This window comes from Acidovorax sp. JMULE5, from assembly GCF_013376875.1.
Classification (GTDB): Bacteria; Pseudomonadota; Gammaproteobacteria; order Burkholderiales; family Burkholderiaceae_C; genus Acidovorax; species Acidovorax facilis.
The window spans coordinates 2,103,917-2,130,559 of record NZ_CP035951.1; the positions used below are offsets into that span (position 1 = coordinate 2,103,917).

Sequence of the window (26,643 nt, forward strand, 5' to 3'; positions counted from 1 at the left end):
GCCTCGCTCTGGCCCTTTTAGCACGCACCACAATGCCCATGAACTCCCCCGCCGACCTGCCCTTTCTCCCGTTCGCCCGCCCCGACATCGGGCCGGCAGAAATCGATGCCGTCAGCGCGGCCATGCGCTCGGGGTGGGTCACGACCGGGCCCAAGACCAAGGAGTTCGAGCAGGCATTCACCGCCTTCCTGGGCGGCGGTGGTCTGCAGAGCATCGCCGTCAACTCCGCCACGGCGGGCCTGCACCTCGCGCTGGAGGCCCTGGGCATCGGCCCCGGCGACGAAGTGATCGCGCCCACACTGACCTTTACCGCCACCGTGGAGGTGGTGCGCTATCTGGGCGCCGACCCGGTACTGGTGGATGTGGACCCGGTGACCCTCAATATCGACCCGGCCAAGGTACGCGCGGCCATCACGCCCCGCACCAAAGCCATCATGCCCGTGCACTACGGCGGGCTGGCCTGCGACATGGATGCCATCCTGGCCATCGCCAAAGAACATCACCTGAAGGTGGTGGAAGACGCAGCCCACGCCTTGCCCACCACCTGGCGCGGCACGCTGGTGGGGCAGTTGCAGTCCGATGTCACGGTGTTCAGCTTCTACGCCAACAAGACCATCACCACCGGCGAAGGCGGCATGGCCGTCACGCACGACCCGGCGCTTGCGCAGCGCATGCGCACCATGCGCCTGCATGGCATGAGCCGGGATGCATTTGACCGCTTCACCTCCAAAACCCCGGCCTGGTACTACGAGGTGGTCGCACCCGGCTTCAAGTACAACATGACGGACGTTGCCGCCGCCATGGGCGTGGAGCAATTGGCGCGGCTGCCACAGTTTGTGCAGCGGCGCCAAACCCTGGCAAACCGCTACCACGATCAGCTGGCGTCCCTGCCCCTGACCTTGCCCGCCAGTGCACCTCAAGGCGACACCCACGCGTGGCATCTGTATGTCATCCGACTGCGGGCGAGCGCACCACTGGGGCGTGACGAGGTCATCCAAGCGCTGTCGGACCGGGGCATCGGCACCAGCGTGCACTATGTGCCGCTGCACCGGCACCCGTACTGGCGGGACCGCTATCAGCTCACGCCGGAGATGTTCCCCCAGGCCGATGCAGCCTACAAGGTCATGATCAGCATCCCCCTGTTCACCGCCATGGGTGACAGCGATCAGGACCGAGTGATTGCCGCGCTGCACGAGGTGCTGGGCTGACATGCCCAAGCGGCTGTTCGACCTGGTCTTGGCCGCCCTCGGGCTGCTGCTGCTCGCGCCCGTGCTGCTGGCCGTGGCACTGTGGGTGGTGTGGGATTCGCCCGGCCCGGCATTCTTTCGCCAACAGCGCGTGGGCCGCGCAGGCAGGTTGTTTCGCATCGTCAAGTTCCGCACCATGCACCCGCGTGCAGAAGCTGCGGGGCCTGCGATTACCGTGGGGGCCGACGCCCGCATCACCCGGGCGGGCCACTGGCTGCGGCGCACCAAGATCGATGAATTGCCGCAGCTTTTCAACGTGCTGCTGGGCCATATGAGCCTTGTCGGCCCCCGACCCGAAGTGCCGCACTATGTGGCGCTCTACCCGGATTCCGTGCGGGACCTGGTGCTCAGCGTCCGGCCGGGCATCACGGACCGCGCCTCCATCGAATTTCGCGACGAAAGCACTTTGCTGGGCCAGAGCAGCGATCCAGAGCGCACTTACGTAGAGCAGATTCTGCCCATCAAGCTGCGCTATGCCGCCGAGTACGCCCGCTCGCACACGCTTTGGAGCGACTTGAAGATCATCGTGAAGACGGCATCCGCGCTGTGGGGCGATCGCCCGTCCAGGGGATAAGGACCAGTCGGCACCCCTTAGCCGATAAAATCAGGGGTTTGGCTGAACCCAGCCCCATTTCACGCCCCCGCACCGACGGCACCTATGTCAGACCAAAACCACGCCCCCGCTCCCCAGGACGAAAACCAGCTCATCGCCGAGCGCCGCGAAAAGCTCCGCGCTCTGCGCGAAGTCCAGGCCACTGGCGGTGGGGTTGCCTTCCCCAATAACTTCAAGCCCGGCCACAAGGCTGCCCAGTTGCACCTGGAACACAGCACTGCCACGAACGAGTCCCTCGAAGCCACGCCAGTGAACGTCTCGGTCGCAGGCCGGATGATGCTCAAGCGCGTGATGGGCAAGGCGAGTTTTGCAACCGTGCAGGATGGCTCGCTGGGCGACGTGGGCGGGCGCATCCAGCTCTATGTGACCCGTGACGCCGTGGGCGAGGATCTGTACGCCGCCTTCAAGCACTGGGACCTGGGCGACATCGTGGGTGCCGAGGGCACGCTGATGAAGACCAAGACGGGCGAGCTGTCGGTCAAGGTGACCAGCCTGCGCCTGCTCACCAAGAGCCTGCGCCCGCTGCCCGACAAGTTCCACGGCATGGCCGACCAGGAGCAGAAATACCGCCAGCGCTATGTGGACTTGATCACCGACGAGCACGCCCGCAAGCGATTCATGGCGCGCAGCAAGGCCGTGAGCGGCCTGCGCGACTTTATGGTGAGCCACGGCTTCCTCGAAGTCGAAACACCCATGCTGCACCCCATCCCGGGCGGCGCCAATGCCAAGCCGTTCGTGACGCACCACAACGCGCTGGAGCAGGAGATGTACCTGCGCATCGCGCCCGAGCTCTACCTCAAGCGCCTGATCGTGGGCGGCTTCGAGCGTGTGTTCGAGATCAACCGCAGCTACCGCAACGAAGGCATCTCGGTGCGCCACAACCCCGAGTTCACCATGATGGAGTTCTACGCGGCGTACTGGAACTACCTGGACCTGATGGACTTCACCGAGACGCTGATCCGCGAAGTCGCGCTCAAAGCCACCGGTTCGCTGCAGATGACCTACCAGGGCCGCGCGGTGGACCTGACCCAGCCGTTTGCCCGCCTGACGATCCGCGAAGCCATCTTCCAGCACACCGAAGCAGGCGCCCATGTGGACGATGCCGCATGGCTCATCAGCGCATTGAAGAAGCTGGGCATGACCGAAGAGAAGGACAAGCTCTCGGCCCGCACGCTGGCCAGCCTGCAGGTGCTGTACTTTGAAGAAACGGTGGAAGACAAGCTGTGGCAGCCCACCTTCATCATGGAGCACCCCACCGAGATCTCGCCCCTGGCGCGTGCCAACGACGCGCGCCCCGAGGTGACGGAGCGCTTTGAGCTGTACATCACCGGCCGCGAGTTCGGCAATGGTTTCAGCGAACTGAACGACGCCGAAGACCAGGCCGCCCGCTTTCACGCCCAGGTGGCCGCTAAAGACAGCGGCGATGACGAAGCCATGTTCTACGACCACGATTTCGTGCGCGCGCTGGAATACGGCATGCCCCCCACGGGGGGTTGCGGTATCGGCATTGACCGTCTCATGATGCTGCTGACTGACAGCCCCAGCATTCGCGACGTGATCCTGTTCCCCGCGCTGCGCCGCGAGTCCTGAGTCGCGCGTCCCGGATGCCCTCGGGGCATCCCGGACCCGCCCTTTGACGGCCCCAAGGAGACACTACCGTGCCCTTCAGTTCCAGCAACGCCCCTTACCCGGCCAGCCAGCCCTTGCCCTCGGGCAACGCTTTTTCGGTGCTGGTGGTCGAAGACCAGGGATCAGTGCGCGCAGCGCTGGTGGCCGAGCTGCGGCGGGCTGGGGTGTCAGACATCTTTGAGGCGCCCGAGGGCAACGCAGCGCTGCACCTGTTCAAAACCCACCGCCCCGATCTGGTGCTGCTGGACATCCGGCTGCCCGGCCAGGACGGCTACTGGGTGGCCCAGCAGATGCGCGAGAGCGAGGCGGGCGACTGGACGCCCATCATCTTCCTCTCGGGCCTGGACAACGAACTCGATGTGTGGCGCGGTATTGAAGTGGGTGGTGACGACTACCTCGTCAAACCCGTCAAGCCCATCGTGCTGATGGCCAAACTGCGTGCCATGCGCCGGCTGCTGGACATGCGCCGCAGGCTCGTCTCCATGTCGGCCGAGTTGCATCTGGCCAACCAGCGGCTCAACGAAATGGTGGAAATCGATGCGCTCACCGGCCTGGTCAACCGCCGGGGGTTTGACCGCATTTTGCACAACGAGATCCTGGCTGCGCGCCGGGACGGTACGCCGCTCACGCTGATGCTGTGCGACCTGGACCACTTCAAGCTCTTCAACGACGCCAGCGGGCATGTGCAGGGCGATGCCTGCCTGAAGGAAGTCGGCCGCCTGTTGCGCGAGGTGTGCGTGCGCCCTCGTGACATCGCCTCACGCTACGGTGGTGAGGAATTCGCCCTCATCCTGCCCAACACGCCACGCTCCGGTGCCATGACCTTCGCGCGGGCCCTGGGACAGCTGCTCAAGGTGCGCGCCCTTCCACACGCAGATTCACCGCTGGGCAACATCCTCACGCTGTCAGGCGGCATCACCACCTGCGTGCCTGACGACAGCACCAACGCCGAAAGCATGATCATGCGTGCCGACCAGGCGCTTTATGCCGCCAAGGCCCAGGGCCGCAACCGCTTCTTCAGTTTTGAAATGCAGATGGACACCGTGGAGCAACTGCGCAATTGAGTTTCTTTTCTGCCCTCACATTTGACGCCACCGAGCGCAACGCCCGCACCGCCGTTTCGCGCATGCAGCTGCTGAAAACCCGCCTTCCCGACTGGGTACAAGACTGGCTCGAAGTCATCATCCCCGGCACACAGATCCTGCTGATCCTGTTTGTCGCCTGGCTGCTGCAACGGGTGCTGCGCCGCATCGTGCGCCGCGCCAGCGCGCACTACCAGGTGCCCGACGAACTGGTGGTGCCCATGAACGGGCTGATCCGCTGGCTCATCATTGCCAGTGCGGCGCTGCTGGTGCTGGAACGCATGGGGGTGTCGGCCACCGTGCTCTGGACCGCGTTCACCGGGTTTGCCACTGTCGGGGCCGTGGCCTTTTTCGCGGCGTGGAGTGTGCTCTCCAACCTGTTTTGCGCGCTGCTCATCTTCACCGTGCGACCCTTCAAGATTGGCGACTACATCGAGGTGCTGGACACCGCCGAAAAGCCCGGGGCCAAAGGACGTGTGGTGGACATCAACCTGCTCTACACCACACTCGAAGACCATGGCGCTGCGGCGGACCAGGTCGCCTGGCTGCAGATTCCCAATGCGCTGGTGTTTCAACGCGTGGTGCGCAGGTTTCAGGGGGTGCCTCCACCGCCTGCACATCCCGCCAACGCTGCAGAGGCCGCAGAAAGTGCCCCGGCAGCCCCGCCTCCAGTCACGCCAGGGCCTTTCAACACGCCCTAGTCCACTGAAGCCGAGAAATCGGCTGTGCGTGAGGGTCTGGCAGGGTCGCACGCTAGGCGGCGGGCGCAGGCGGGTTGCACACCCGGCGAGCACGGCAACGACGAGGGCGCCGCACCAGACTCCGTGCCAGGGGCTCTCACGGCGTCAGGGCAACAGGTCCAAGGCCTGCAGATAGGCGGGCTGGTACATCAACTCATCCCAGGCCTGGGGCAGGGTTTCGGGCAGCAGCGCCAGGCGGCGGGATTCGCTGTCCACACTCGGCTGCCAGCTGCCCTGGTTCTGGGCCTGTTCCAGGCCGTCGATGAGTTCATCCACGGCCTTGCCATCGCCCACGCTCTGGTTGCACAACAGCACCAGGTCGCAGCCTGCCTCCAGCGCTGCCACGGCGGCATCGGTGTAGCTGACGACCTGGCCGTCCAGACGCCGAGCGCCTTCCATGCTGAGGTCGTCGCTGAAGATGGCGCCGTCAAAACGCATCTGCCGCCGCAGGATGTCCTGCAGCCAGCGCTGCGAGAAGCCTGCGGGGCGGCTATCGACCTTGGGGTAGATCACATGGGCGGGCATCACGCTGGTGAGCGTGCTGCTGAGCCAGGGGTATGGCGCGGCGTCGTCGGCCAGGATGGCCTTCAGGCTGCGCTTGTCCACCGGCACCTCGGTGTGCGAGTCGGCTTTGACAAAGCCGTGCCCCGGGAAGTGTTTGCCGCAGTTGGCCATGCCGGCCTGTAGCAGGCCGTGCATGAGGCTTTTGGCCAGCAGCGCCACCACACGCGGGTCGCGGTGAAAGGCACGGTCGCCGATCACACTGCTTTCACCCCAATCGAGATCGAGAACGGGGGTGAACGAGAAATCAACCCCACAGGCGCGCAACTCCGCACCCAGCACGTAGCCCGCCGCCGTGGCCGCATTGGTGGCGCGCAGCGCGCCGCTGCCAGGCACGGCCTTGGCGCCCTTGCCATCGTCCATCCACATCTCGCCGAGAGCGCGCATGGGCGGTAGGTGGGTGAAGCCATCGGTGCGAAAGCGCTGCACACGGCCGCCCTCATGGTCCACGCAGATCAGCAGATCGTCACGCACGGCCTTGATACTGCTGGTCAGCTGCAGCAGCTGCGCGCGGTTTTCCCAGTTGCGGGCAAACAGGATCACGCCGCCGGTCAGCGGTTGGGCCAGGCGGCGGCGGTCGGCGGCAGTCAGCTCTGTGCCTGCCACGTCGAGGATGAGGGGGCGTGTTCGGTCATAGGGTGTCAAACATCAGGTTGCTATTACAAACATAGCTGCTAGCGCTTATCCATCAAGCGCCAGAGGCCATTTTTAATCCAATTTCTCTACCACACAGAAGCTGGCGGCGTAGTCGGTCTCGTCCGTCACGCTCAGGTGCGCTTTCAGCCCTTTGGCGTCAAACCATTCCTTGAGTGCGCCGTGCAGCACGATCACGGGCTGGCCGCTCGCAAGCTTGGCCACTTCGCAGTGGCGCCAGGTCATGGGCATGCGCATACCCAGGCCGATGGCTTTGCTGAACGCTTCCTTGGCAGAGAACCGCGTGGCCAGGTAGCGCAGGCCGCGGTCGGGCCAACGGCCACTCCTCTCGCGCCAGGTGGCCAGTTCGCCGTCGGCCAGCACCTTCTGGGCAAAGCGCTCGCCGTGGCGTTCCAGGCTGGCCGCGATGCGGCGCACGTCGCAGATGTCGGTGCCAATGCCGTAGATCATGTTTTTTGAACAAAAATGGACTCTAGCGCTTATCCATCAAGCACTAGCAGCTATCAAATCAGGAGTTATCAGGTTGTGCGGCACAACCTGACTGGATGCAGCCCAGGTAGGCCAACACCGTGGCGGCGTAGCCCAACTCCAGCGCGTCGGCAATGAGGGCGTGGCCGATCGAGACTTCGAGCACACCGGGCACCTCGCGCACAAAGGCGGCGAGGTTGTCACGGTTGAGGTCGTGACCCGCGTTCACGCCCAGCCCCACATCCAGCGCGGCCTGAGCGGCGGCGGCGTAGCGCTTGAGCTCAACGTCTTGCTGCGGCGTGCCCCAGGCTGCGGCATAGGGCTCGGTGTACAGCTCCACCCGGTCAGCGCCCACCGCCTCGGCGGCGGCCATCTGCTCGGGCACGGGGTCCATGAACAGGCTCACGCGCACGCCCAATGCTTTGCACTCGGCGATCAGGGGCGCCAGGCGCTCGGCATCCTGCGGAAAGCTCCAGCCGTGGTCGCTGGTGAACTGGTCTTCGCTGTCGGGTACAAAGGTCGCCTGGTGCGGGCGAACCTTGCGGATGAAGTCCATCAGGTTCTGAGATGGATTGCCCTCGATGTTGTATTCGCGGTCGGGCCAAGCCTTCATCAGCGTGGCCAGCTCGAACACGTCCTGGCTGCGGATGTGCCGCTCGTCGGGCCGAGGATGCACGGTGATGCCCTGGGCCCCCGCCTGCAGGCACAGCTCGGCCGCCCGGGTGACACTGGGAATGCCCAGGTGGCGCGTGTTGCGCACCAGGGCGACTTTGTTGACATTGACCGAGAGGGCCGTGGCGTGGGGGGTGCGTGAGGTCTGGTTCATAGGGCCTGCAGATCGATCATGAGCTGGCGGGTGCGCAGCATGGGGCTGCCGCAATGGTATTGCAGCAGGGCGCGCAGCTGGGGTTTGAGTTCTGCAGCCACCGGCGCGCAGGCACGCAAGGTGGCGGTGTAGGTGGCCGCGTCGTCCAGCGCGCGTTGCAACGTCTGCCACTGGCCGCCGAGCAGGCCCACGCGGTCGGCCGAGGAGAAGGCGCGCAGGCCGCCTTCGGGCACCAGCGTGTAGCGCGTCTTGGGTTGCAAGACCTCCAACGTCATGGTCTGAACATCCAGGCCAGGAAGCAAGCCAATCTCGCGCAGCAGCAATAGTTCGAAGCTGCGCAGCACTGGTTCTAACGCATCACCATGTTCGCTGGCCAACACGCGAACCACACCGGCATAGGCATCGAACAGGGCCGCATGTGGATCGGCGCGCGCCAGCAGGCGCAGCAGTAGCTCGTTGAGGTACATGCCCGACAGCAGGGCATCACCCGTGGGCATCACATGGCCGCCCACCCACTCCGCCCCCTTGAGGGTGTGGATGTCTGCGCTGCCATCCCCGGTGAGCGTGTAGGTCACCAACAAGGGCTGGAGCGGCAGTAGCACCGGGCGGAAGTTGGAGCTGGGCTTCTTGGCCCCCTTGGCCACCAGCGCCACACGCCCTTGCTGACGGCAGAAAACCTCCAGGATCAGGCTGGACTCGCTCCAGTCGTAGCTGTGCAGCACGAAGGCGGGTTCATCGGAGATGCGCTTGGCGGCAGCCATTGGCTTCAGGCCCGCAGAAATGCATGCGGCTGGCAAGCGCCAGACAGCTTGTGCCGCCCGGACAAGACAGGGTCGCAGGCGGGCACGGAATTATTCGTAACCGAACGAGCGCACGCGCGCCTCGTCGTCGGCCCAGCCGGAGCGCACCTTGACCCACAGCTCCAGGAACACCTTGGCATCCATGAGCTTTTCCAGTTCCTGGCGGGCTTCGGTGCCAATACGCTTCAGGCGCTCGCCCTTGTCGCCGATCACCATCATCTTATGGTTGTCACGCTCGACCACGATGGTGGCAGCGATCTTGACCAGGCGCTTGTGCTGCTTGCTGGCTTCTTCCTCAAACTTGTCGATCACCACGGTAGAGGTGTAAGGCAGTTCGTCGCCCGTGAAGCGGAACAGCTTCTCGCGCACGGTTTCGGACGCCAGAAACTTCTCGCTGCGGTCGGTCAGCTCGTCTTCGCCGTACCACCAGCCCTGCTCGGGCAGGTACTTGGCGCAGATGCCGAACAGGCGCTCGATGTCGCCCTTGTTCTTGGCCGACATGGGCACAAACTCGGCAAACGGGTGGCGCTCCTGCATGCTCTTGAGCCAGGGGGCCAGCTCGGCGCGGCGGTGCACCATGTCAAGCTTGTTGGCCAGCAGCAGCGTGGGGATGCCGGGCTTGAACAGCGACAGCACCTTGGCATCGGCCAACGTGAAGTTGCCGGCCTCGACGACGAAGAGGATCAGGTCCACGTCGCCAATCGCGCCCATCACGGTCTTGTTCAGCGACTTGTTGAGTGCGGTGGCATGGCGCGTCTGGAAACCCGGCGTGTCCACAAAAATGAACTGTGTCTGCTCGCGCGTACGAATACCGGTAATGCGGTGCCGCGTGGTCTGCGCCTTGCGCGAGGTGATGCTGATCTTCTGCCCCACCAGGGCATTGAGCAGCGTGGACTTTCCCACGTTGGGCTTGCCCACGATGGCGATCACGCCACAGCGCTGGCCAGGCACGGCGGCCGGGGAGCCTGCTGCCGCCAGCATGGCTTCGAGGTCATTTTGCGCACCAACGCGTGTTGGACCGTCTTCATCCGCTACATCTTTGGTAGCATCATTCATAATTTCTTTGCTTTCAATGTGGCCAGCATGGCAGCCGCGGCGGCCTGCTCGCCCGCCCGGCGGGAGCCACCGATGCCGCGTTCGGTGAGGCCCAGTTCGGGAATATCGCACTCGACGTCGAAGGTCTGGCGGTGCGCAGCGCCCACTGTGGCGACGACCTTGTACTGCGGCAGCTTCATTTTGCGGCCCTGGAGCAACTCCTGCAATGCAGTTTTCGCGTCCTTGGATGCAGCCTGCATCTGCGGGTTGATCTCCACGCCCTGAAAAAGGCGGTGCACCAACGCTTCGGCACTCGCGTACCCGGCATCCAGGTACACCGCACCAATCAGTGCTTCCAACGCGTCGGCCAGGATGGAAGGACGTTGCTGGCCGCCCGATTTGGACTCGCCCTCACCCAATCTCAGCACGTCGGAGATCTTGAGGCCCAGCGCCAGCTGGTGAAGCGTGTCCTGCTTGACGAGGTTGGCACGCACGCGAGAGAGATCGCCTTCCGGCAACGCCGACAACTGCCGATACAGCAGGCTCGCAACCGCCAGATTCAACACGGAATCACCCAGAAACTCCAGCCGCTCATTGTGGTCGGCCGAAAAACTGCGGTGCGTGGTAGCGCGCTGGAGAAGGGATGGATCGGAGAAAACATGCTGCAGGCGCGCCTGCAACGCTTGAAGACCGGGAAGCACTACTTGGTCTGTCCTTCAAAGCGGTAGACAAGGAAGGCTGGGCCCGCTAACGCAATCTCACGGGAATACTTATAGGAAACCACGACCTTGTTGTCGCCCCGCTTGGCAACTTCCAGGTCCTTGCCTTGTATGGAGCTGATGTTGTCAATGGCCGCCGCACGGTCAAAGCTGGCTCGGACATCAGACACAGTGGAGGCCTCCTTGGCAGCCTTAGTTGCAGCCTTGTTGATCGCCTGATACTCCAGAAAAATGGGGACAGACTGTCCACCAATCGCAAATACAGCCACGGCGAATACCCCGACGAACACCAAACCAAAGAAAGACAAACCACGTTGCCGAAATGGGCTGGTAGAGCGTTTGATATGCATGTGTTTCCCCCTCAGTGTCCAAAAAAGCTGGTCATCCATCAATGGAACGACCCAATGCGCTTGAGATTACCGAAATTCATCCAGACAAAAAAGGCCTTCCCGACGATATTGCCCTCAGGAACAAAGCCCCAGTAGCGTGAATCGAGCGAGTTGTCCCGGTTGTCGCCCATCATGAAGTAGTGGCCCTCGGGCACCTTGCACACAACACCCTCAACACTGTAACGGCAGTTCTTGCGATAGGCAAAATTGCTGGCGCCTTGCACAAAGGCGGGCACATCCGGGTTGTTCAACAAACGGTGGGGCTGTGCGCCCAGTTGCTCTTCAAACTGTTTGAAGTAGCGCATCGAGTCTTCTTCGAAAAAGTCCGGCAGCGCCTTGGTGTCAATGGCCTGACCGTTGACCGTGAGGCGCTTGTTGATGTAGGCCACCTCGTCACCAGGCACACCCACCACCCGCTTGATGTAGTCAAGGCTCGGCTGGGGTGGATAGCGGAACACCAGAACATCTCCACGCGCAGGCTTGGTGCCCTCGGTGATCTTGGTATGGATCACCGGCAGGCGGACGCCGTAGGTGAACTTGTTCACCAGGATCAGGTCGCCCACCAGCAGGGTGGGAATCATCGAACCCGACGGGATTTTGAAGGGCTCGAAAAGAAACGACCTCAGAACAAACACGGCAACGATGACCGGGAAAAGCCCCGCTGTCCAGTCCAGCCACCAAGGCTGCATGAGCAGCCGCCCCTTGGCCTCCTGCACATCCACATCGACCTTCTGGATGCCCATGCGGTCCAGCTCCGCACGGCGTGCGGTCGCCGCATCTTCGACGGCCTGGGCGGCTCGGCGACGTTGGGGCAGAAAGTAGAAACGCTCGGCCAGCCAGTACGCGCCCGTGACCACCGTGGCCAGGAACAACAGCAAGGCGAAATTGCCTTCGATGGCACCAAAGTACCAGGCCCCGATATAGCCACCAAATGCGGCCAGCACCAGGGATGTGAAAATCTGCATGAACTGGAGCATCAGTCTTCCACCTGCAAAATGGCCAGGAATGCCTCTTGTGGCACTTCGACCGATCCGATCTGTTTCATGCGTTTCTTGCCTGCTTTCTGCTTCTCAAGGAGCTTGCGTTTGCGGCTGACATCGCCGCCGTAACATTTTGCCAGCACGTTCTTGCGCAGCGCCTTGATGGTCTCTCGCGCAATGATGTTGGCGCCAATGGCCGCCTGGATGGCCACGTCATACATCTGGCGGCTGATGATCTCGCGCATCTTGGCAACCACTGCGCGGCCGCGGTACTGCGATTGTGATCGGTGCACAATGATGGACAGTGCATCCACCTTTTCGCCGTTCAGAAGGATGTCCACCTTCACCACGTCGGACGCACGGTACTCCTTGAACTCGTAGTCCATGGAGGCATACCCACGCGACACCGACTTGAGCTTGTCGAAGAAGTCGAGCACGATTTCACCCAGCGGCATTTCATACGTGAGCATCACCTGGCGACCGTGGTACGCCATGTTCATCTGCACACCACGCTTTTGGTTGGCCAGCGTCATCACGGGGCCGACATAATCCTGGGGCATGTACAGATGCACTGTGACGATGGGCTCGCGGATTTCCTCCAGCCGCCCCTGATCGGGCATCTTGGAGGGGTTCTCGACCATGATCACTTCACCATCGGCCTTGACCACCTGGTAGACCACGCTGGGTGCGGTCGTGATGAGATCCTGATCAAACTCGCGCTCCAGGCGCTCCTGCACGATTTCCATATGCAGCAGGCCGAGAAACCCGCAACGAAAACCGAAGCCCAACGCTTGGCTCACTTCAGGCTCGTAGTGCAGCGAAGCATCGTTGAGCTTGAGTTTTTCAAGCGCGTCACGCAGCGAGTCATATTCGCTCGCCTCGGTCGGGTACAGACCGGCAAACACCTGGGGCTGGATTTCCTTGAAGCCGGGGAGCGCCTCGGCGGCAGGGCCCGCATTGTTGGGTAACTTCTTTTCGAGCGTGATCGTGTCGCCCACCTTGGCAGCCTGCAGCTCCTTGATACCAGCGATGATGTAGCCCACCTGCCCTGCGTCGAGCGAGTTGCGCGGCTCGTTGGCGGGCGTGAACACACCGAGATTGTCCGCGTTGTACACCGCACCACTGGCCATCATCTTGATGCGCTCGCCCTTGAGCAAACGGCCATCGACCACACGCACCAGCATCACCACGCCCACATAGCTGTCGAACCAGCTGTCGATGATCATCGCGCGAAGCGGTCCATCGGCATTGCCGCGCGGCGCGGGCACCTTGGCCACAATGGCTTCAAGGATCTCATCAATACCCATGCCGGTCTTGGCGGAGCAGGGAATCGCGTCGGTCGCGTCGATGCCAATCACATCTTCGATCTCAGCCTTCGCATTGTCGGGATCGGCATTGGGCAGATCCATCTTGTTGAGTACGGGCACCACCTCGACACCCAGATCCAATGCGGTGTAGCAGTTCGCAACGGTCTGAGCTTCAACGCCTTGCGAAGCATCCACCACCAACAACGCGCCCTCGCATGCCGACAACGAGCGGCTCACTTCATACGAGAAGTCCACATGCCCCGGTGTGTCGATCAGATTGAGGTTGTAGACCTGCCCATCCTGCGCCTTGTATTGCAGCGCTGCGGTCTGCGCCTTGATGGTTATCCCACGCTCTTTTTCGATATCCATCGAGTCCAGAACCTGGGCCTCCATCTCACGGTCCGCAAGGCCTCCGCAGCGCTGGATCAAGCGATCTGCAAGCGTCGACTTGCCATGGTCGATGTGCGCAATGATGGAAAAATTTCTGATGTGGTTCATCAACGGAAAGCGTCAAGTGATTGAATTAAAACGGAGCACACAAGAAAAAAGGGCGCGTCGAATGGCGACGCGCCCTGAACCAACAATCATTGGCAACTGCGATAGTTGGAGCTTCATTGTAGGCAAAAAGCCCGCAGTAAAAAGCCCATCCGACTGCATCCAAGGGGAGTTGCCAGGGTGCAACAGGGATCTTATCAACAACTTATACACAGTCTGCACAACTACAACGCTGGACAACTTGTGGGTGAGCTGTGGATCGGCTGTGCATGACACCGTCACATCCCGCATCGTGAATCAACGTCCAGCTAATATATGAATTAGCGTTGAACAGGGGCCTCTATTCTATCGAAATCAGTTGATAGACCTTCATAAAGTTAGCCAAGGCTAACTTTCAACATCGAAAGAAGGAAAAGACAAAAAAACCAAAATGCCCACACCTGCGACAAAGGCCTGCTGCAAACGTGGGGAAATGGGTCAACCATCCCCCCACATCTGCCACAACGCCGCTCGTCATCGGCCGGGACGGATCAAGGCATATTGGGCCCACTCGCCGCGCCGATACAGCACATTGATGGGCTTGTTCTTGTCGGCCTTGGCGAGCACAGCCTCAAACTCCTTCACACCAGACACTTCCGTGTTGGCAATCGCGAGAATCACATCCCCTTCGCGCAGGCCGGCACGTGCTGCGGCCTCTGTGGCGGTCGCGACCAGCACACCGCCCTTGATCTTGAGCTCCTTTTTCTGGGCGTCCGAAAGTTCCGTGACCGCCAATCCCATTTGCTGTGCAGCAGCTGAAGCCTTGGGTTTTTCCTCACGCTCCGCCATTTTGGCCGCTGGCTTGTCGGGCTCAATTTCGGCAATGGTGATGCCCAGGTCCCGCGAAGCGCCACGGCGGAACACGGTCATCGTGCTCTTGGTACCAGGCTTGGTATTGCCCACCAGTCGGGGCAGGTCCGCAACCTTCTCGATGGACTTGCCGTCAAAACGGGTGATGATGTCACCAGCCTCCACTCCCGCCTTGTCTGCGGGTGACCCCGCCTCCACCCCGGTCACCAGCGCACCCTGGGCCTTGCCCAGGCCAATGGACTCCGCAACGTCCTTGGTGACCTGCCCGATCTGCACGCCGATACGGCCCCGTGTCACCCGACCGGATGCGCGCAACTGCTCACTCACGCGGATGGCCTCGTCCATCGGAATCGCGAACGAAATGCCCATGAATCCACCCGAGCGCGAATAGATCTGGCTGTTGATCCCCACCACCTCGCCACGCATGTTGATGAGCGGGCCGCCCGAGTTGCCCGGGTTGATGGCCACATCGGTCTGGATGAACGGGAGGTAGTCCCCCGTATCGCGCTGCTTGGCACTCACAATGCCCGCAGTCACCGTGTTCTCCAGCCCGAAGGGCGATCCAATCGCCATCACCCATTCGCCCACCCGCAAACGCCCCACATCACCCACCTTGACGGCGGGCAAGCCCGTCGCCTCGATCTTGACCACCGCCACATCGGTTCGCTTGTCCGCACCAATGATCTTGGCTTTGAATTCGCGCTTGTCGGTCAGCGTGACGATCACCTCATCAGCGCCGTCCACGACATGCGCATTGGTCATCACAAACCCGTCCGCAGTCAGGATGAAGCCAGAACCCACGCCGCGCGGCTGCTCATCGTCTTGCGGCCGCTGAGGACGTTGCTGCCTGGGCACATTGGGGATCGGCACGCCAAAGCGGCGGAAGAACTCCATCATCTCCTCATCCATGCCGTTTGCACTTGCACGGCTCGACGCTTTTTCTACCGTCCGAATATTGACCACCGAAGGACCCACCTGGTCCACCAGATCCGTAAAGTCTGGCAACCCACGAACCGCTGCAGCAGGTTGTGCCAAGGCCGCTTGGGGCAAACCCATGCCGCCAGCAGCCCCTGCGAACATGCATGCAAATGCCAGGGAGCGCAGCGCATTTCCATCGAACTTCGACATCATCGACCTTTCGTGATTGGTAGCAAATACAGTCATCAAACTGTGTGTAACTGTGAAGAGTGTGCGGCCATTTGGTTCCCGTATCGCAAATGCACTTCGCATGCCCCTGCAAACGGCCCCGCCACAGCGCAGGCTCAGAGAAAGCAGCCGCCAGCATCACGCCCGCTGGCTTCAGGGTCAGCGTGTGCGCTCCAACTGACCTGCAAACAGGCGAAGGGTCTGCAAAGGAACCTCCCCCACTGCTGTGAGCCATACATCGGGCAAGACCCGTTGCGCAAGAAGCTGCGTGGCCCCCATACCCGAGACCTGGGGCTGGGAGGGGTGTCGCTGGGGATCAAAGGTCTCAATGAAGAGCGATACCGATGCAAGACCATCGGAGTACAGGCACTGCAAGACACCCTGCGCACCGTCGTCAGCAGACACAGCGCGCCGATGGCAGCTCACCGGAACAAAGCCAGCAACCGGCTGACGAAGCACCCAGCCCTCGGCCGTGGCCGTGGTCTTGACCACAACCGGCGCCACCACTTTGTAACCAGCGGTCGCGTCCATCAGACGTGAAAGCTGCTCCACGCGAACGGGGGCGTTCAAGTCCAACTCCGAGAATGCAGCCTGCTCCAGAACGCGTCCGTTCGCGCCCAAGGTCTGCAGCTTCACGACCAGACCGGTCTCCCGCTCGCTCCACAGCTTGTAGCCAAAACGCAGCGAATCCACGGGTTTGAACCACACCACGTCGGCAACAAATCCGGCAACGCGCTCTTGGCCCACAGGGCGTGCGGCATAGAACTGGGATATGGAAGTGCCCTCTACCACCGGAACTCGTGGAAACAGCCCAGAGGCATCCCGTCGATCCGACCGCACCACACGCGACTGGGGCCAGAACGTACGCACCTCGTCATTGCGCCGAAAAATGGTCCGGGGAGTGCCACTGAGAGCCTCCACGCGCTCCATCTGCTGCGCCCCTTCACAGGCGTGCCAGATGCGTGAACTGGCCATCGCTCCGGAGGCAGCCAGCACCACAAAGGTACCGGCATACGGGCGCGCGCAGGGCGCGCTGTGCATGCGCTCGATCCACTGCAGAATACTGCGCTCCGCAGGCGCGGAAGCCGCCTCTGCTGCAGAAGAAATGCCCCCTCAGCCGGCGAGGCCCCTGCCGATACGGAGAGTCCTGTCACACACAAGGCAGCAACCACCCCGTGTTTGAACTGCTGCGGCAGTGCTTTCAACCAAACGCACAAAACTCCCGGGTAGCTCATCACACAATCTCACCACGCCAACAAGCCACTCCCGGCTCAGCGGCTGGGCGTCTCAAAGGTGGCATTGCGCAAAAATCCTGCAGGCATCTGCAATGCGGATGTGCTGCCAAACTGCTTGTGTGCCGCCAGCAACTCATCCAAGCGAGGGTCCCGAATCATCACCTGCGCTCCGCCATCGGCATCAGCCACTGCGACCACAGGGGCACCGGAGCTGGGGCCATTCGCACCCGACTCGAGAGAGATGGCCAGCTGGGCTCCACCCGTGGCACCGGGTGCACCATTGCCTTGCAACGTGGCCAGAGAGGTCCAACCAATCGCCGCAACTGCCGCCAAAGACGCAAATCCCGCGACCATTTTCCAGCGAAAGACCGACGCATTGGCAGCATCCGCCATTGCCGGGGCCACCACATCCACCTGCTGCACAGCAGCGGCCGCAGGACGTACGACGGGCCCTTCCTTGGCCAGTTCATCACGTAACCGGGCCATGAAGTTCGGATTGGCAGGTTGCGCGAGGTCGGAAGAACGCAATACATCTCCCACCAAATGGTAGAGCTGCCAAGTGGCATGGCCTTCGGCTTGCGCCGCATAGGCCAGCGCGTCCGCCACCTCATCCCCATGCAACTGGCCATCCGCCAGTGCCGACAATTGCTCGCGCCTGCTTATCTCAGCCACCACAGCACCGCCCACCAATCCATCACTTCGTACAGCGTTGTTCATTTCATTACCTCACCACCGTTTGCCTGACTGGTTCTCAAGCAGAGGACGCACTTTTGCCGATATGGCCTCTCGCGCCCGAAAAATCCGTGACCGCACCGTGCCGATGGGGCAATCCATGGCCGTCGCAATCTCTTCGTAACTCAGCCCTTCAATCTCGCGCAACGTTACCGCCTGGCGCAGATCGTCGGGCAACGCCTCCATAGCCGCATTCACGGCTTGCGCGATTTCTCGGGCAGCGAGTACGGTTTCGGGGGTTTCGTCGCTGGTTAGTTCGTGTCCGAGGCGGGAAGTTTCATCTTCGTCCTCGTTCCCCCGCAAAGCGTTCTCCGAGATGACCGGATTGCGTTTCATGTCCATGAGCGCCTTCTTGGCGGTATTGACAGCAATCCGGTAGAGCCAGGTGTAGAACTGCGCATCTCCCCTGAACTGGTGCAGCGCGCGGTAGGCCCGGATGAACGTTTCCTGCGCTATGTCTTGAACGATGTCGGTGTCCCGCACCATCCGGCCAATGAGACGCTCGATACGGCGCTGGTACTTGATGACCAGTAACTCATAGGCACGCTGATCGCCCGCTACCGCGCGCTCCACCAGTTGGAGGTCGCTATCTTCGGAAGGGGAAGGCGGAATTACAGTCATGGATACTCAGGATTCACGCCCACGGCTGCTGGCCGGGGCGGTTTCGTCAGCGTTGTCAGCGCCCGGTCTGGCGCGCGAATATACCGCACGCCGCAGATCCAGCCAACGCTCGGGCTGCGCGGAACACGTCAGCCACAACCAGGTGCGGCGGTGCCCCACCGGAATGACATGCAGCCACAGATGTGACTGCAAATCGAGAAGGACTTCAGGAGGTCCGGACAATGCCATCCAGGCCGCCCCGGAGTTCGGAGCCACCAGTGTCCAGGTCTGGACATCACAGTGGATACCACCAGAGAATTGACAGAACCAGAAATGGAATGCGCTGGCGGCAGCCAGACACCAGAGACCACCCGCCATCGCTGCGGGCCATGGGGATGCAGCGCCACCACTTCGAACGAACCAAGCAACCAGCCCCGCTGCGCTGGTCAGCAACAATGCCCCCAGCAAGCCCCCGAACAGGCGGCTGCGCCGCAGGGGGTAAAACACCGAAGGTGGTCGCTGCGAAGTCACACCCACGAAACGCTACCAAGGCTGTGCCGCCTGCTTAGCACGGAACATAGGCCCGTGCCGAGCAACCAACGATTGCAGGACCGCAACAAGACCCCACGGCCTCGCCAAGTCGGGCGGCAGTGCACCTGACCCAATGATCAGACGCGCTTGAAAACCAGTGTCCCGTTGGTGCCACCAAAACCGAAGTTATTCTTGACTGCAACGTCGATCTTCATGTCACGCGCCGTGTTGGCGCAGTAGTCCAGATCGCACTCGGGGTCCTGATTCACCAAATTGATGGTGGGTGGTACTTTTTGCTCATGCAAGGCCAGCACCGTAAAAATGCTTTCAATACCGCCCGCACCACCCAGCAAATGACCAGTCATGGATTTGGTGGAGCTCACCACAGCCTTGTAAGCATGGTCGCCCAAGGCCGCCTTGATGGCATTCGTCTCATTAATATCACCCAGCGGCGTGGAAGTGCCGTGTGCGTTCAGATAGTCAACTTGATCGGCATTCATGCCGGCATTGCGCAGGGCGTTGAGCATGGCACGGCGCGGACCATCCATACTGGGGGCCGTCATGTGGCCTGCATCGGCACTCATGCCAAAACCACCCAGTTCCGCATAGATCTTGGCACCACGGGCTTTGGCATGCTCGTATTCCTCCAGCACCATCACGCCAGCGCCCTCACCCAAAACAAAACCATCACGATCCTTGTCCCAGGGGCGGGAAGCGGTCTTGGGGTCATCGTTGCGGGTGGACAGGGCGCGCATGGCCGCAAAACCGCCAATGCCCAGCGGCGACACCGTGGATTCAGTGCCGCCCGCCACCACCACATCCGCATCACCGTATTCGATCATGCGGCCAGCCTCGCCAATGCAATGCAGGCCGGTTGTGCAGGCCGTCACGACCGCAAGGTTCGGCCCCTTGAAGCCAAAGCGCATGGACACATGGCCCGCCACCATATTGATGATGGAAGCTGGCACAAAGAACGGTGTGATGCGCCGTGGACCGCGACTGACCAGTTCCGCATGGGTATTCTCGATCAGTGGCAAGCCACCAATCCCTGAACCGATCACGCAGGCTATGCGTGTCGCAAACTCTTCACTGAGCGCTTCACCCGTGGGCAGACCGGCATCTTCAACCGCCTGTGCAGCAGCTGCAATGCCGAAATGGATGAAGCTGTCCATCGCGCGCGCATCCTTGGCGCTGATGTACGACTCCAGGTCAAGACCTTTGACCTCCCCTGCAATCTTGCAGGCAAAGTTCGACGTGTCGAACTTGGTGATGAGGTCAATACCGGATTTTCCGGCAAGGAGATTGGCCCAGGATTCGGCCACCGTGTTGCCCACGGGGCTGACGCATCCCAGGCCGGTCACGACAACGCGACGACGGCTCATGCGTAAAAACCTTCTGTTGATCGCTTGAGTCAGGCGCAGTGCGCCGCTCAGGCCTTCTGGTGGGTGTTGGCGTAGTCGATGGCGTTTTGCACCGTCGTGATCTTCTCGGCGTCTTCGTCAGGGATCTCGATGCCGAATTCGTCTTCCAGTGCCATCACCAGTTCCACCGTGTCGAGCGAGTCGGCACCGAGGTCTGCCACGAAGGCCTTTTCATTGGTGACTTGGGACTCTTCCACACCGAGTTGTTCGGCAATGATTTTTTTGACGCGTGCTTCGATATCGCTCATGGTTTCCCTCTGGGGGTTGTGAATGAATCCGCGATTCTAGCCGCTTAAGGAGAAGCCCCTCAGCAGCCCGCCGTCCGGATGAACCGGCGTTAACTTGTCTCAATTACATGTACATGCCGCCATTGACATGCAACTCCTGCCCGGTCACGTACCCAGCTTCGCGCGAAGCAAGGTAGGCCACGGCATGTGCGATGTCCTGCGGCTTGCCCATATGCCCCAAAGGGATCTGGGCGTTGAGGGCTTTTTGCTGTTCTTCGGGCAGCACCGACGTCATATCCGTCTCGATAAATCCCGGCGCTACGCAATTGACCGTGATGCTGCGGCTGCCCAGTTCGCGGGCCAGTGCACGGGTCATTCCCGCCACTCCAGCCTTGGCTGCCGCGTAGTTGGCCTGACCGGGATTGCCCGAAGCCCCCACCACACTGGTGATGCTGATGATGCGCCCGAATCGCTGTTTCATCATCGGGCGAATCGCCGCGCGGCTCACACGGAAAACTGCCTTGAGATTGGTGTCCAGCACCGCATCCCAGTCATCGTCCTTCATGCGCATGGCCAGGGTGTCGCGGGTGATGCCCGCATTGTTGACCAGCACATGCAGACCACCCTGCTGCTTGACGATGGAATCCATCAACGCCTCGATGGCAGCTCCGTCATTCACATTCAGATTGGCGCCACGGCAGCCGGGGTAGGCCGCTAGGGCCTGGCTGATGCGCTCGGCGCCATCGTCCGTCGTGGCCGTGCCCACCACCTGGTAGCCACGTACCGCCAGCTCGAGCGCAATGGCCGCGCCAATGCCGCGCGATGCGCCTGTGACCAACGCCACTTGCGCGGCCGATGAGGATTGCGTCATGCCAACAACTCCCGGGTTTCGGCCAGCGTGGCCATATCAAACAGTGCTGCACCCACCAGCTCAGGATCGATGCGCTTGGTCAGACCCGCCAGCACTTTGCCAGGGCCACTTTCAATAATATGGGTGACTCCCCGGGCCTTGAGGGCCTGCACACACTCCACCCAGCGCACGGGGCCAAAGGCCTGGCGGTAGAGCGCGTCTCGGATCACCTCAGCATCCTGCTGCACCGCGACATCCACATTGTTCAGAACCGGAATCTGGGGCGCAGCAAGCGCCACATCCGCCAGCGCCAAGCGCAGCTTCTCAGCAGCAGGCTTCATCAGGCTGGAGTGAAAAGGGGCGGACACCGGCAATGGCAGTGCACGCTTGGCACCTGCCGCCTTGAGCATTTCGCAGGCCTTTTCGACGCCGGCCTTGGTGCCCGCAATGACCGTTTGGACGGGGTCGTTGAAATTGACAGCCTCAACCACTTCTGCCGTTCCCACACCGAACGAGGCCACTGCCTCGGCACATCCTGCGATGACCTTGGAAGCCTCCATCCCCAAGATGGCAGCCATGGCGCCAGTGCCGACCGGCACGGCCTCCTGCATGGCAGCTGCACGCAGGCGCACCAGCGGCGCCGCCTGGGCCAGCGTCAACACACCTGCGGCAACCAGCGCCGAATACTCGCCCAGAGAATGCCCCGCAACAGCGACCGGGGCAGCACCACCTTCTGCACGCCAGACACGCCATGCAGCCACCCCAGCCACCAGCATCACCGGCTGCGTGTTGGTGGTCAGGGCCAGCGCCTCCTTGGGGCCTTCCTTGATCAGCAGGCCGATGTTTTCACCCAAGGCATCCGAGGCTTCCTGCACGGTCTGGGCCACCACCGGGTGATCACCCCATCCGTCGAGCATGCCCACCGATTGCGAGCCTTGTCCCGGAAAGACAAATGCAAAAGACTTCATGAAAAATCCAGAAATATGATTGAAATTGATGCCTAGCGCTTATCCAGCAAGCGCAAAAAGCTATAACTTCAGGAGCACTGCACCCCAGGTAAAGCCGCCGCCGACACCTTCGAGCAGCAGGGTCTCACCCTTTTTGACCTGGCCCGCACGCACCGCATGGTCCAGCGCCAGGGGGATGGAGGCTGCCGACGTGTTGCCATGCTGGTCCACCGTGACCACCACCTTGTCCATGGGCAGCTTGAGCTTGCGGGCTGTGCCCTGCATGATGCGGATATTGGCCTGGTGTGGAATCAGCCAGTCAATATCGGCCTCGGTCAGCCCCGCCTTGGCCAGCACCGCATGCGCGGCCTTCTCCAGCACGCCCACCGCCAGCTTGAAAACAGCCTGCCCATCCATCTTGAGGACGGGGTCCCCAAGGACCTTGCCACCCGACACGTTGCCGGGCACACACAGGATACCCACATGCTTGCCATCGGCATGCAGGTCGCTGGACAGGATGCCCGGCGTTTCCGATGCCTCCAGCACCACGGCACCCGCACCATCACCAAACAACACGCAGGTCGTGCGGTCATTGAAATCCAGAATACGGCTGAAAACTTCTGCCCCAATGACCAGCGCGCGGTTGGCAGCACCCGTCTGGATCATGGCATCCGCCACGGACAGGGCATAGACAAAACCGCTGCACACCGCCTGCACATCAAACGCAGGGCAACCATTGGCTCCCAGCTTGTTCTGCAATATGCAAGCGGCCGAGGGAAACACCATATCAGGGGTGGACGTGGCCACGATGATCAGGTCAATGTCGGTCGGCAGAAGGCCCGCCGCCTGCAAGGCATTGCGCGCAGCCTCCAGACCCAGATCGCTGCAAGCAACATCAGGCGCCGCAAAGTGGCGCGCGCGGATACCGGTGCGCTCCACGATCCACTCATCTGAGGTTTCGATGCCGCGCTGGGCCAATTCAGCCACCAGATCAGCGTTGGTCAGCCGGCGCGGGGGCAGGTAGCTGCCGGTGCCGGTAATGCGGGAGTAGCGTCTCATCAATGTGTCATCGTCGCCGCAACGCCAGGCTGGGGCTGGGCATCCGCAGGCACCAGAAGCGGCGCTGCGTGCGCAATCCGGGTCCGGACGCGGTCGAGCAGGTTGTTGCGGGCTGCATCATACGCCCGGTTCAATGCCTGCTCGAACGCCATTGTGTCAGCCGAACCATGGCTCTTGAACACCAGTCCGCGCAGCCCCAAAAGTGCCGCGCCGTTGTAACGGCGGTAGTCCATGCGCTTCATGAGCGCTTTTAAGATCGGATAAGCGGTGATCGCAGCGATTTTCGTGAAGATGTTGCGAGAGAACTCCGTTTTCAGGGCACCAATGATCATCGAGGCCACCCCTTCACTGGCCTTGAGGGCCACATTGCCCACAAATCCGTCACATACCACGATGTCAACGGTGCCCTTGAAAATGTCATTGCCTTCAACATTTCCGTAAAAGTTCAAATCACCGGCATTGGCAGCAGATCGCAGCAACTCTCCGGCTTTTTTGATGACTTCACTACCTTTGATCGCCTCTTCACCGATATTGAGAAGGCCGACGGTGGGCTCCCCACCATCCCGAAGGGCCGAAACCAAGGCAGAGCCCATCACGGCAAACTGCAGCAAATGCTCGGCGGAACAATCCACATTCGCCCCAAGGTCCAGCACCGTGGTGGCACCACCTGCGGCGTTGGGCAACTGCGTCGCAATGGCGGGGCGGTCGATGCCATCCAGCGTCTTGAGGAGATACCGGGCAATAGCCATCAGCGCGCCGGTATTGCCTGCCGAAACGGCCGCAGAGGCCGCGCCATCCTTGACCTGCTGAATCGCCACGCGCATGGAAGAATCTTTCTTCTTGCGCAGAGCCACCTCGACAGGATCATCCATGGCCACCACTTCGGTAGCAGGAATGATCGTAGCACGGTCGTGCGAAAACGATTGCAGACTATCCACCAGGCCGACGAGCAGCAGGCGGGAATCAGGGTGTGTATCGAGAAACTGGCGGCACGCCGCGAGCGTGACGCGGGGGCCATGGTCGCCCCCCATGCAGTCAACAGCCAGTGTGATCATGGGCGACTTGTCCGGCCGGCCAGGAGGGCCGGAAAATAAATACGACGATCAAAACAAAGGCCCGCGCTACGGTTTCAGTAGCAACGGGCCTTTGGATGGGGCGAAGATCAGGCTTCAGACTTGTTTTTCAGCACCTGACGGCCACGGTAGAAACCGTTGGGGCTGATGTGGTGACGCAGGTGCGTTTCACCGGTGGTGGGTTCCACAGCAATGCCTGGCACATTCAGGGCATTGTGCGAGCGGTGCATGCCGCGCTTGGAGGGGGACTTTTTGTTTTGCTGAACGGCCATGATGGCTCCTGATCTGGAATAGGTTGGTAAAAACGCGATCAGCCCAAAAGACACGATGGGGTTCGCGTGAAGCCCACGATTATAACCCAAATGATTTTTGGGTCGTCCAATCAGCCCTTGTTGTCTTTGCGCAGTGCGGCCAACGCCGCAAAAGGATTGGGCTTTTCGTCGTTGGCTTCCTCAAAATCGTCGTCCGAAGAAGCCAGTGGTACTGCGGTAGGGCACTCGTCGTGTTTGGGCACCACGGGCAAGGCCATCAGCAGCTCGTCCTCGATGAGTTCGTGCAGGTCGAACTCGCGGCTCAGGGCCAGCAGGTCTTCCTCGCTCTCATCGTCCAGCGCCTCGGCGGTGGCCTCGTCCGCCACAAAACGGAACTCTCGATCCACCTCCAGCGGCACATCCACCGGCGTCATGCAACGCTGGCATTCCATGGGGAAGCTCGCAGTAACCTTGATATGCAGCCACACTTGGCCCATGCCGCCCAGCGCCGTGCGCACTTCGCCCACAGCCTCCCAGTCCACCATCAGGTCCGGGTGCAGGCCTTTGGCCTCCTGGGCCAGGCGTTCGTACTTCAGCAGTGAATCGTGGCCCGCCAGCCGACCGCCCGCCTGTGCAAAGGCTTTCACGTCGAGGCGCTGGGGGGAGAATTCCTTGGTCATGGCGGCAGTGTAAGAGAATCGGCGCATGCATCAATCCCCCCCCTGAAACGCCCTCTGGTATTGGGCTCCACATCGCGGTATCGGCGTGAACTGCTAGAGCGGTTGAACCTGCCTTTTGACGTCGCGGCCCCGGAGGTGGATGAGACCCCCCTGCCCGGCGAAGCCCCTCGCTCACTGGCCTTGCGCCTGGCGCTGGCCAAGGCACGCACCGTGGCGCAACTCCACCCCGATGCGGTGGTAATCGGCTCCGACCAGGTTGCCGACCTCGCTGGCGAGCCCCTGGGCAAGCCCGGCCACCACGAGCGTGCGGTGGCGCAACTGCGCCAGATGCGCGGCCAGACCGTGGTGTTCCAGACCGCCGTGGCCGTGGTGTGTGCCGCTACGGGTTTCGAGCAGATCGACCTGGCCCCGGTGGAGGTGAAATTCCGTGAGCTGTCTGACGCGGAAATCGAGCGCTACCTGCGCGCCGAGCAGCCCTACGACTGCGCTGGCAGCGCCAAGAGCGAAGGCCTGGGCATTGCGCTGCTGGATGCCATCCACAGCGACGATCCCACAGCCCTCATCGGACTGCCCTTGATCCGCACCTGCCGCATGCTGCGCGCGGCAGGCTTGGTGCTGCCATGACAAATCCCCCCACCGAACTGAGCTCAGGCGCTCGCAAGGGCACGCTTTATCTCGTGCCCGCCCCCCTCGACTTTGGCTGCGACGCCCAGGTCCCGCTGCAGAATGCCTTGCCCTCGGCCACCCTTCAGACGGCTGCACGGCTAACCCAGTGGGTGTGCGAGAACGCCAAGAGCACACGCGCCTACCTCAAACGCATCGACGCACTGCACCCCCTGGCAGCCCCCCTGCAGCAGCAGCAGATCACCGAGCTTCCCCGCGAAGTCCATAAAAAAGGCGACCATGGCGACAAAGGATCAGCCCCGTTCGACGCCCGCCCGCTGCTCGCAGCGGCACTGAATGGGCACGACATGGGGCTGATCAGCGAGGCGGGCATGCCTGCAGTGGCCGACCCCGGTTCGTCCGTGGTGCGCGCGGCACACGACCTTGATATCCCCGTTGTGCCCCTGGTGGGCCCCGTTTCGCTGCTGCTGGCGCTGGCGGCCAGCGGATTGAACGGGCAAAACTTTGCGTTTGTTGGCTACCTGCCCCAGGACAGCCAGGAGCGCATCCAGCGTATCAAGGAGCTGGAAAGCCTGGCCCTCAAGACAGGACAGACCCAGCTTTTCATCGAAACTCCCTACCGCAACGCCGCCCTCTGGCAGGCCCTGGTGCAGACGCTGCAGCCCCACACCCGCCTGGCGCTGGCCAGCGGGCTGACGCTGCCCGACGCACGCATCCGCAGCCAGCTCGTGCGGCAATGGCGCCAGCAACCCACGCCCCCCGACAACCGCACCCCTGTCGTGTTTGCGATGGGCCGCTAAGCATGAACCGTCTATTCACTATATTTCTTATAGCTTTTAGCGCTTATGGTTCAAGCGCTGAGGCCATTATTCG

General features: G+C 61.9%; 27 protein-coding genes and 1 pseudogene. 7 read left to right on the forward strand and 21 right to left on the reverse strand.

Annotated elements, in window-relative coordinates:
- Positions 1 to 38: 38 nt before the first annotated feature.
- The 5 genes from EXV95_RS09450 to EXV95_RS09470 all read left to right on the forward strand — a co-directional run bounded on the left by EXV95_RS09450 (position 39) and on the right by EXV95_RS09470 (position 5,272).
- A complete protein-coding gene (locus EXV95_RS09450) occupies positions 39 to 1,208 on the forward strand; it encodes a DegT/DnrJ/EryC1/StrS aminotransferase family protein (RefSeq protein ID WP_176886626.1) in 1,170 nt (389 codons plus the stop codon).
- 1 nt (position 1,209) lies between these two features.
- Positions 1,210 to 1,821: a sugar transferase gene (locus EXV95_RS09455; protein WP_176886627.1), complete on the forward strand. Its 612-nt coding sequence runs from the start codon at positions 1,210 to 1,212 to the stop codon at positions 1,819 to 1,821.
- An 84-nt stretch (positions 1,822 to 1,905) separates the two neighbouring features.
- Positions 1,906 to 3,450 carry a lysine--tRNA ligase gene (gene lysS / locus EXV95_RS09460; protein ID WP_176886628.1) on the forward strand — a complete coding sequence of 515 codons (1,545 nt, stop codon included), beginning with the start codon at positions 1,906 to 1,908 and terminating at the stop codon, positions 3,448 to 3,450.
- Between the two features lie 68 nt (positions 3,451 to 3,518).
- Positions 3,519 to 4,553 (forward strand): diguanylate cyclase domain-containing protein, encoded by a 1,035-nt coding sequence (locus EXV95_RS09465; protein ID WP_055399441.1) that lies wholly within the window; start codon positions 3,519 to 3,521, stop codon positions 4,551 to 4,553.
- A 62-nt stretch (positions 4,554 to 4,615) separates the two neighbouring features.
- Entirely contained in the window at positions 4,616 to 5,272 is a 657-nt protein-coding gene (locus tag EXV95_RS09470) for a mechanosensitive ion channel family protein (protein WP_176889007.1), read from the forward strand.
- A gap of 144 nt (positions 5,273 to 5,416) precedes the next feature.
- On the opposite strand, the pseudogene nagZ reads toward EXV95_RS09470, so the two are convergent.
- The 21 genes and pseudogenes from nagZ to EXV95_RS09575 all read right to left on the reverse strand — a co-directional run bounded on the left by nagZ (position 5,417) and on the right by EXV95_RS09575 (position 25,146).
- Positions 5,417 to 6,507 (reverse strand): annotated as a pseudogene (gene nagZ / locus EXV95_RS09475) (beta-N-acetylhexosaminidase).
- Between the two features lie 73 nt (positions 6,508 to 6,580).
- Positions 6,581 to 6,976: a holo-ACP synthase gene (gene acpS / locus EXV95_RS09480; RefSeq protein WP_121505760.1), complete on the reverse strand. Its 396-nt coding sequence runs from the start codon at positions 6,974 to 6,976 to the stop codon at positions 6,581 to 6,583.
- Positions 6,977 to 7,034: 58 nt separating this feature from the next.
- A complete protein-coding gene (locus EXV95_RS09485; protein WP_176886630.1) occupies positions 7,035 to 7,820 on the reverse strand; it encodes a pyridoxine 5'-phosphate synthase in 786 nt (261 codons plus the stop codon).
- Positions 7,817 to 8,581, reverse strand: a complete 765-nt coding sequence (gene recO / locus EXV95_RS09490) for a DNA repair protein RecO (RefSeq protein WP_176886631.1) — start codon at positions 8,579 to 8,581, stop codon at positions 7,817 to 7,819. Before recO ends, EXV95_RS09485 begins: the two co-directional genes overlap by 4 nt.
- Positions 8,582 to 8,671: 90 nt before the next feature.
- A complete protein-coding gene (gene era / locus EXV95_RS09495) occupies positions 8,672 to 9,676 on the reverse strand; it encodes a GTPase Era (protein ID WP_176886632.1) in 1,005 nt (334 codons plus the stop codon).
- The gene (gene rnc, locus EXV95_RS09500; RefSeq protein WP_176886633.1) at positions 9,673 to 10,356 is read right to left on the reverse strand and encodes a ribonuclease III; all 684 of its coding nucleotides are present in this window, start codon (positions 10,354 to 10,356) and stop codon (positions 9,673 to 9,675) included. Before rnc ends, era begins: the two co-directional genes overlap by 4 nt.
- Positions 10,356 to 10,724 (reverse strand): DUF4845 domain-containing protein, encoded by a 369-nt coding sequence (locus tag EXV95_RS09505; RefSeq protein ID WP_176886634.1) that lies wholly within the window; start codon positions 10,722 to 10,724, stop codon positions 10,356 to 10,358. Before EXV95_RS09505 ends, rnc begins: the two co-directional genes overlap by 1 nt.
- A gap of 38 nt (positions 10,725 to 10,762) precedes the next feature.
- Positions 10,763 to 11,740, reverse strand: a complete 978-nt coding sequence (gene lepB, locus EXV95_RS09510) for a signal peptidase I (protein WP_176886635.1) — start codon at positions 11,738 to 11,740, stop codon at positions 10,763 to 10,765.
- Complete coding sequence (gene lepA, locus EXV95_RS09515; RefSeq protein WP_055399457.1) at positions 11,740 to 13,548, reverse strand: translation elongation factor 4; 1,809 nt, start codon at positions 13,546 to 13,548, stop codon at positions 11,740 to 11,742. The genes lepB and lepA overlap by 1 nt, the downstream gene beginning before the upstream one ends.
- Positions 13,549 to 14,058: 510 nt before the next feature.
- Positions 14,059 to 15,525, reverse strand: a complete 1,467-nt coding sequence (locus EXV95_RS09520; RefSeq protein WP_176886636.1) for a DegQ family serine endoprotease — start codon at positions 15,523 to 15,525, stop codon at positions 14,059 to 14,061.
- A gap of 174 nt (positions 15,526 to 15,699) precedes the next feature.
- Complete coding sequence (locus EXV95_RS09525) at positions 15,700 to 16,581, reverse strand: MucB/RseB C-terminal domain-containing protein (RefSeq protein ID WP_255484972.1); 882 nt, start codon at positions 16,579 to 16,581, stop codon at positions 15,700 to 15,702.
- A gap of 230 nt (positions 16,582 to 16,811) precedes the next feature.
- A complete protein-coding gene (locus tag EXV95_RS09530; RefSeq protein WP_176886637.1) occupies positions 16,812 to 17,492 on the reverse strand; it encodes a sigma-E factor negative regulatory protein in 681 nt (226 codons plus the stop codon).
- A gap of 9 nt (positions 17,493 to 17,501) precedes the next feature.
- Entirely contained in the window at positions 17,502 to 18,128 is a 627-nt protein-coding gene (rpoE, locus tag EXV95_RS09535) for an RNA polymerase sigma factor RpoE (RefSeq protein WP_055399464.1), read from the reverse strand.
- 647 nt (positions 18,129 to 18,775) lie between these two features.
- Positions 18,776 to 20,020, reverse strand: a complete 1,245-nt coding sequence (gene fabF, locus EXV95_RS09540; protein WP_176886638.1) for a beta-ketoacyl-ACP synthase II — start codon at positions 20,018 to 20,020, stop codon at positions 18,776 to 18,778.
- Between the two features lie 47 nt (positions 20,021 to 20,067).
- Positions 20,068 to 20,307, reverse strand: coding sequence for an acyl carrier protein (acpP, locus tag EXV95_RS09545; protein WP_003058049.1), 240 nt, complete (start codon positions 20,305 to 20,307; stop codon positions 20,068 to 20,070).
- Between the two features lie 103 nt (positions 20,308 to 20,410).
- Positions 20,411 to 21,157 (reverse strand): 3-oxoacyl-ACP reductase FabG, encoded by a 747-nt coding sequence (fabG, locus tag EXV95_RS09550; RefSeq protein ID WP_121420771.1) that lies wholly within the window; start codon positions 21,155 to 21,157, stop codon positions 20,411 to 20,413.
- The gene (fabD, locus tag EXV95_RS09555; protein WP_176886639.1) at positions 21,154 to 22,104 is read right to left on the reverse strand and encodes an ACP S-malonyltransferase; all 951 of its coding nucleotides are present in this window, start codon (positions 22,102 to 22,104) and stop codon (positions 21,154 to 21,156) included. Before fabD ends, fabG begins: the two co-directional genes overlap by 4 nt.
- A 60-nt stretch (positions 22,105 to 22,164) precedes the next feature.
- Positions 22,165 to 23,142, reverse strand: coding sequence for a beta-ketoacyl-ACP synthase III (locus tag EXV95_RS09560; protein WP_176886640.1), 978 nt, complete (start codon positions 23,140 to 23,142; stop codon positions 22,165 to 22,167).
- A complete protein-coding gene (plsX, locus tag EXV95_RS09565; RefSeq protein ID WP_176886641.1) occupies positions 23,142 to 24,197 on the reverse strand; it encodes a phosphate acyltransferase PlsX in 1,056 nt (351 codons plus the stop codon). Before plsX ends, EXV95_RS09560 begins: the two co-directional genes overlap by 1 nt.
- Positions 24,198 to 24,304: 107 nt before the next feature.
- Entirely contained in the window at positions 24,305 to 24,487 is a 183-nt protein-coding gene (rpmF, locus tag EXV95_RS09570) for a 50S ribosomal protein L32 (protein WP_005794249.1), read from the reverse strand.
- A gap of 110 nt (positions 24,488 to 24,597) precedes the next feature.
- Entirely contained in the window at positions 24,598 to 25,146 is a 549-nt protein-coding gene (locus EXV95_RS09575) for a DUF177 domain-containing protein (RefSeq protein ID WP_176886642.1), read from the reverse strand.
- 33 nt (positions 25,147 to 25,179) lie between these two features.
- Here EXV95_RS09575 and EXV95_RS09580 point away from each other — a divergent pair, with 33 nt between their 5' ends.
- Both EXV95_RS09580 and EXV95_RS09585 read left to right on the forward strand, forming a co-directional pair.
- Positions 25,180 to 25,770, forward strand: coding sequence for a Maf family nucleotide pyrophosphatase (locus EXV95_RS09580; protein ID WP_176889009.1), 591 nt, complete (start codon positions 25,180 to 25,182; stop codon positions 25,768 to 25,770).
- Positions 25,767 to 26,570, forward strand: a complete 804-nt coding sequence (locus EXV95_RS09585; protein ID WP_176886643.1) for an SAM-dependent methyltransferase — start codon at positions 25,767 to 25,769, stop codon at positions 26,568 to 26,570. The genes EXV95_RS09580 and EXV95_RS09585 overlap by 4 nt, the downstream gene beginning before the upstream one ends.
- Positions 26,571 to 26,643 lie beyond the last annotated feature (73 nt).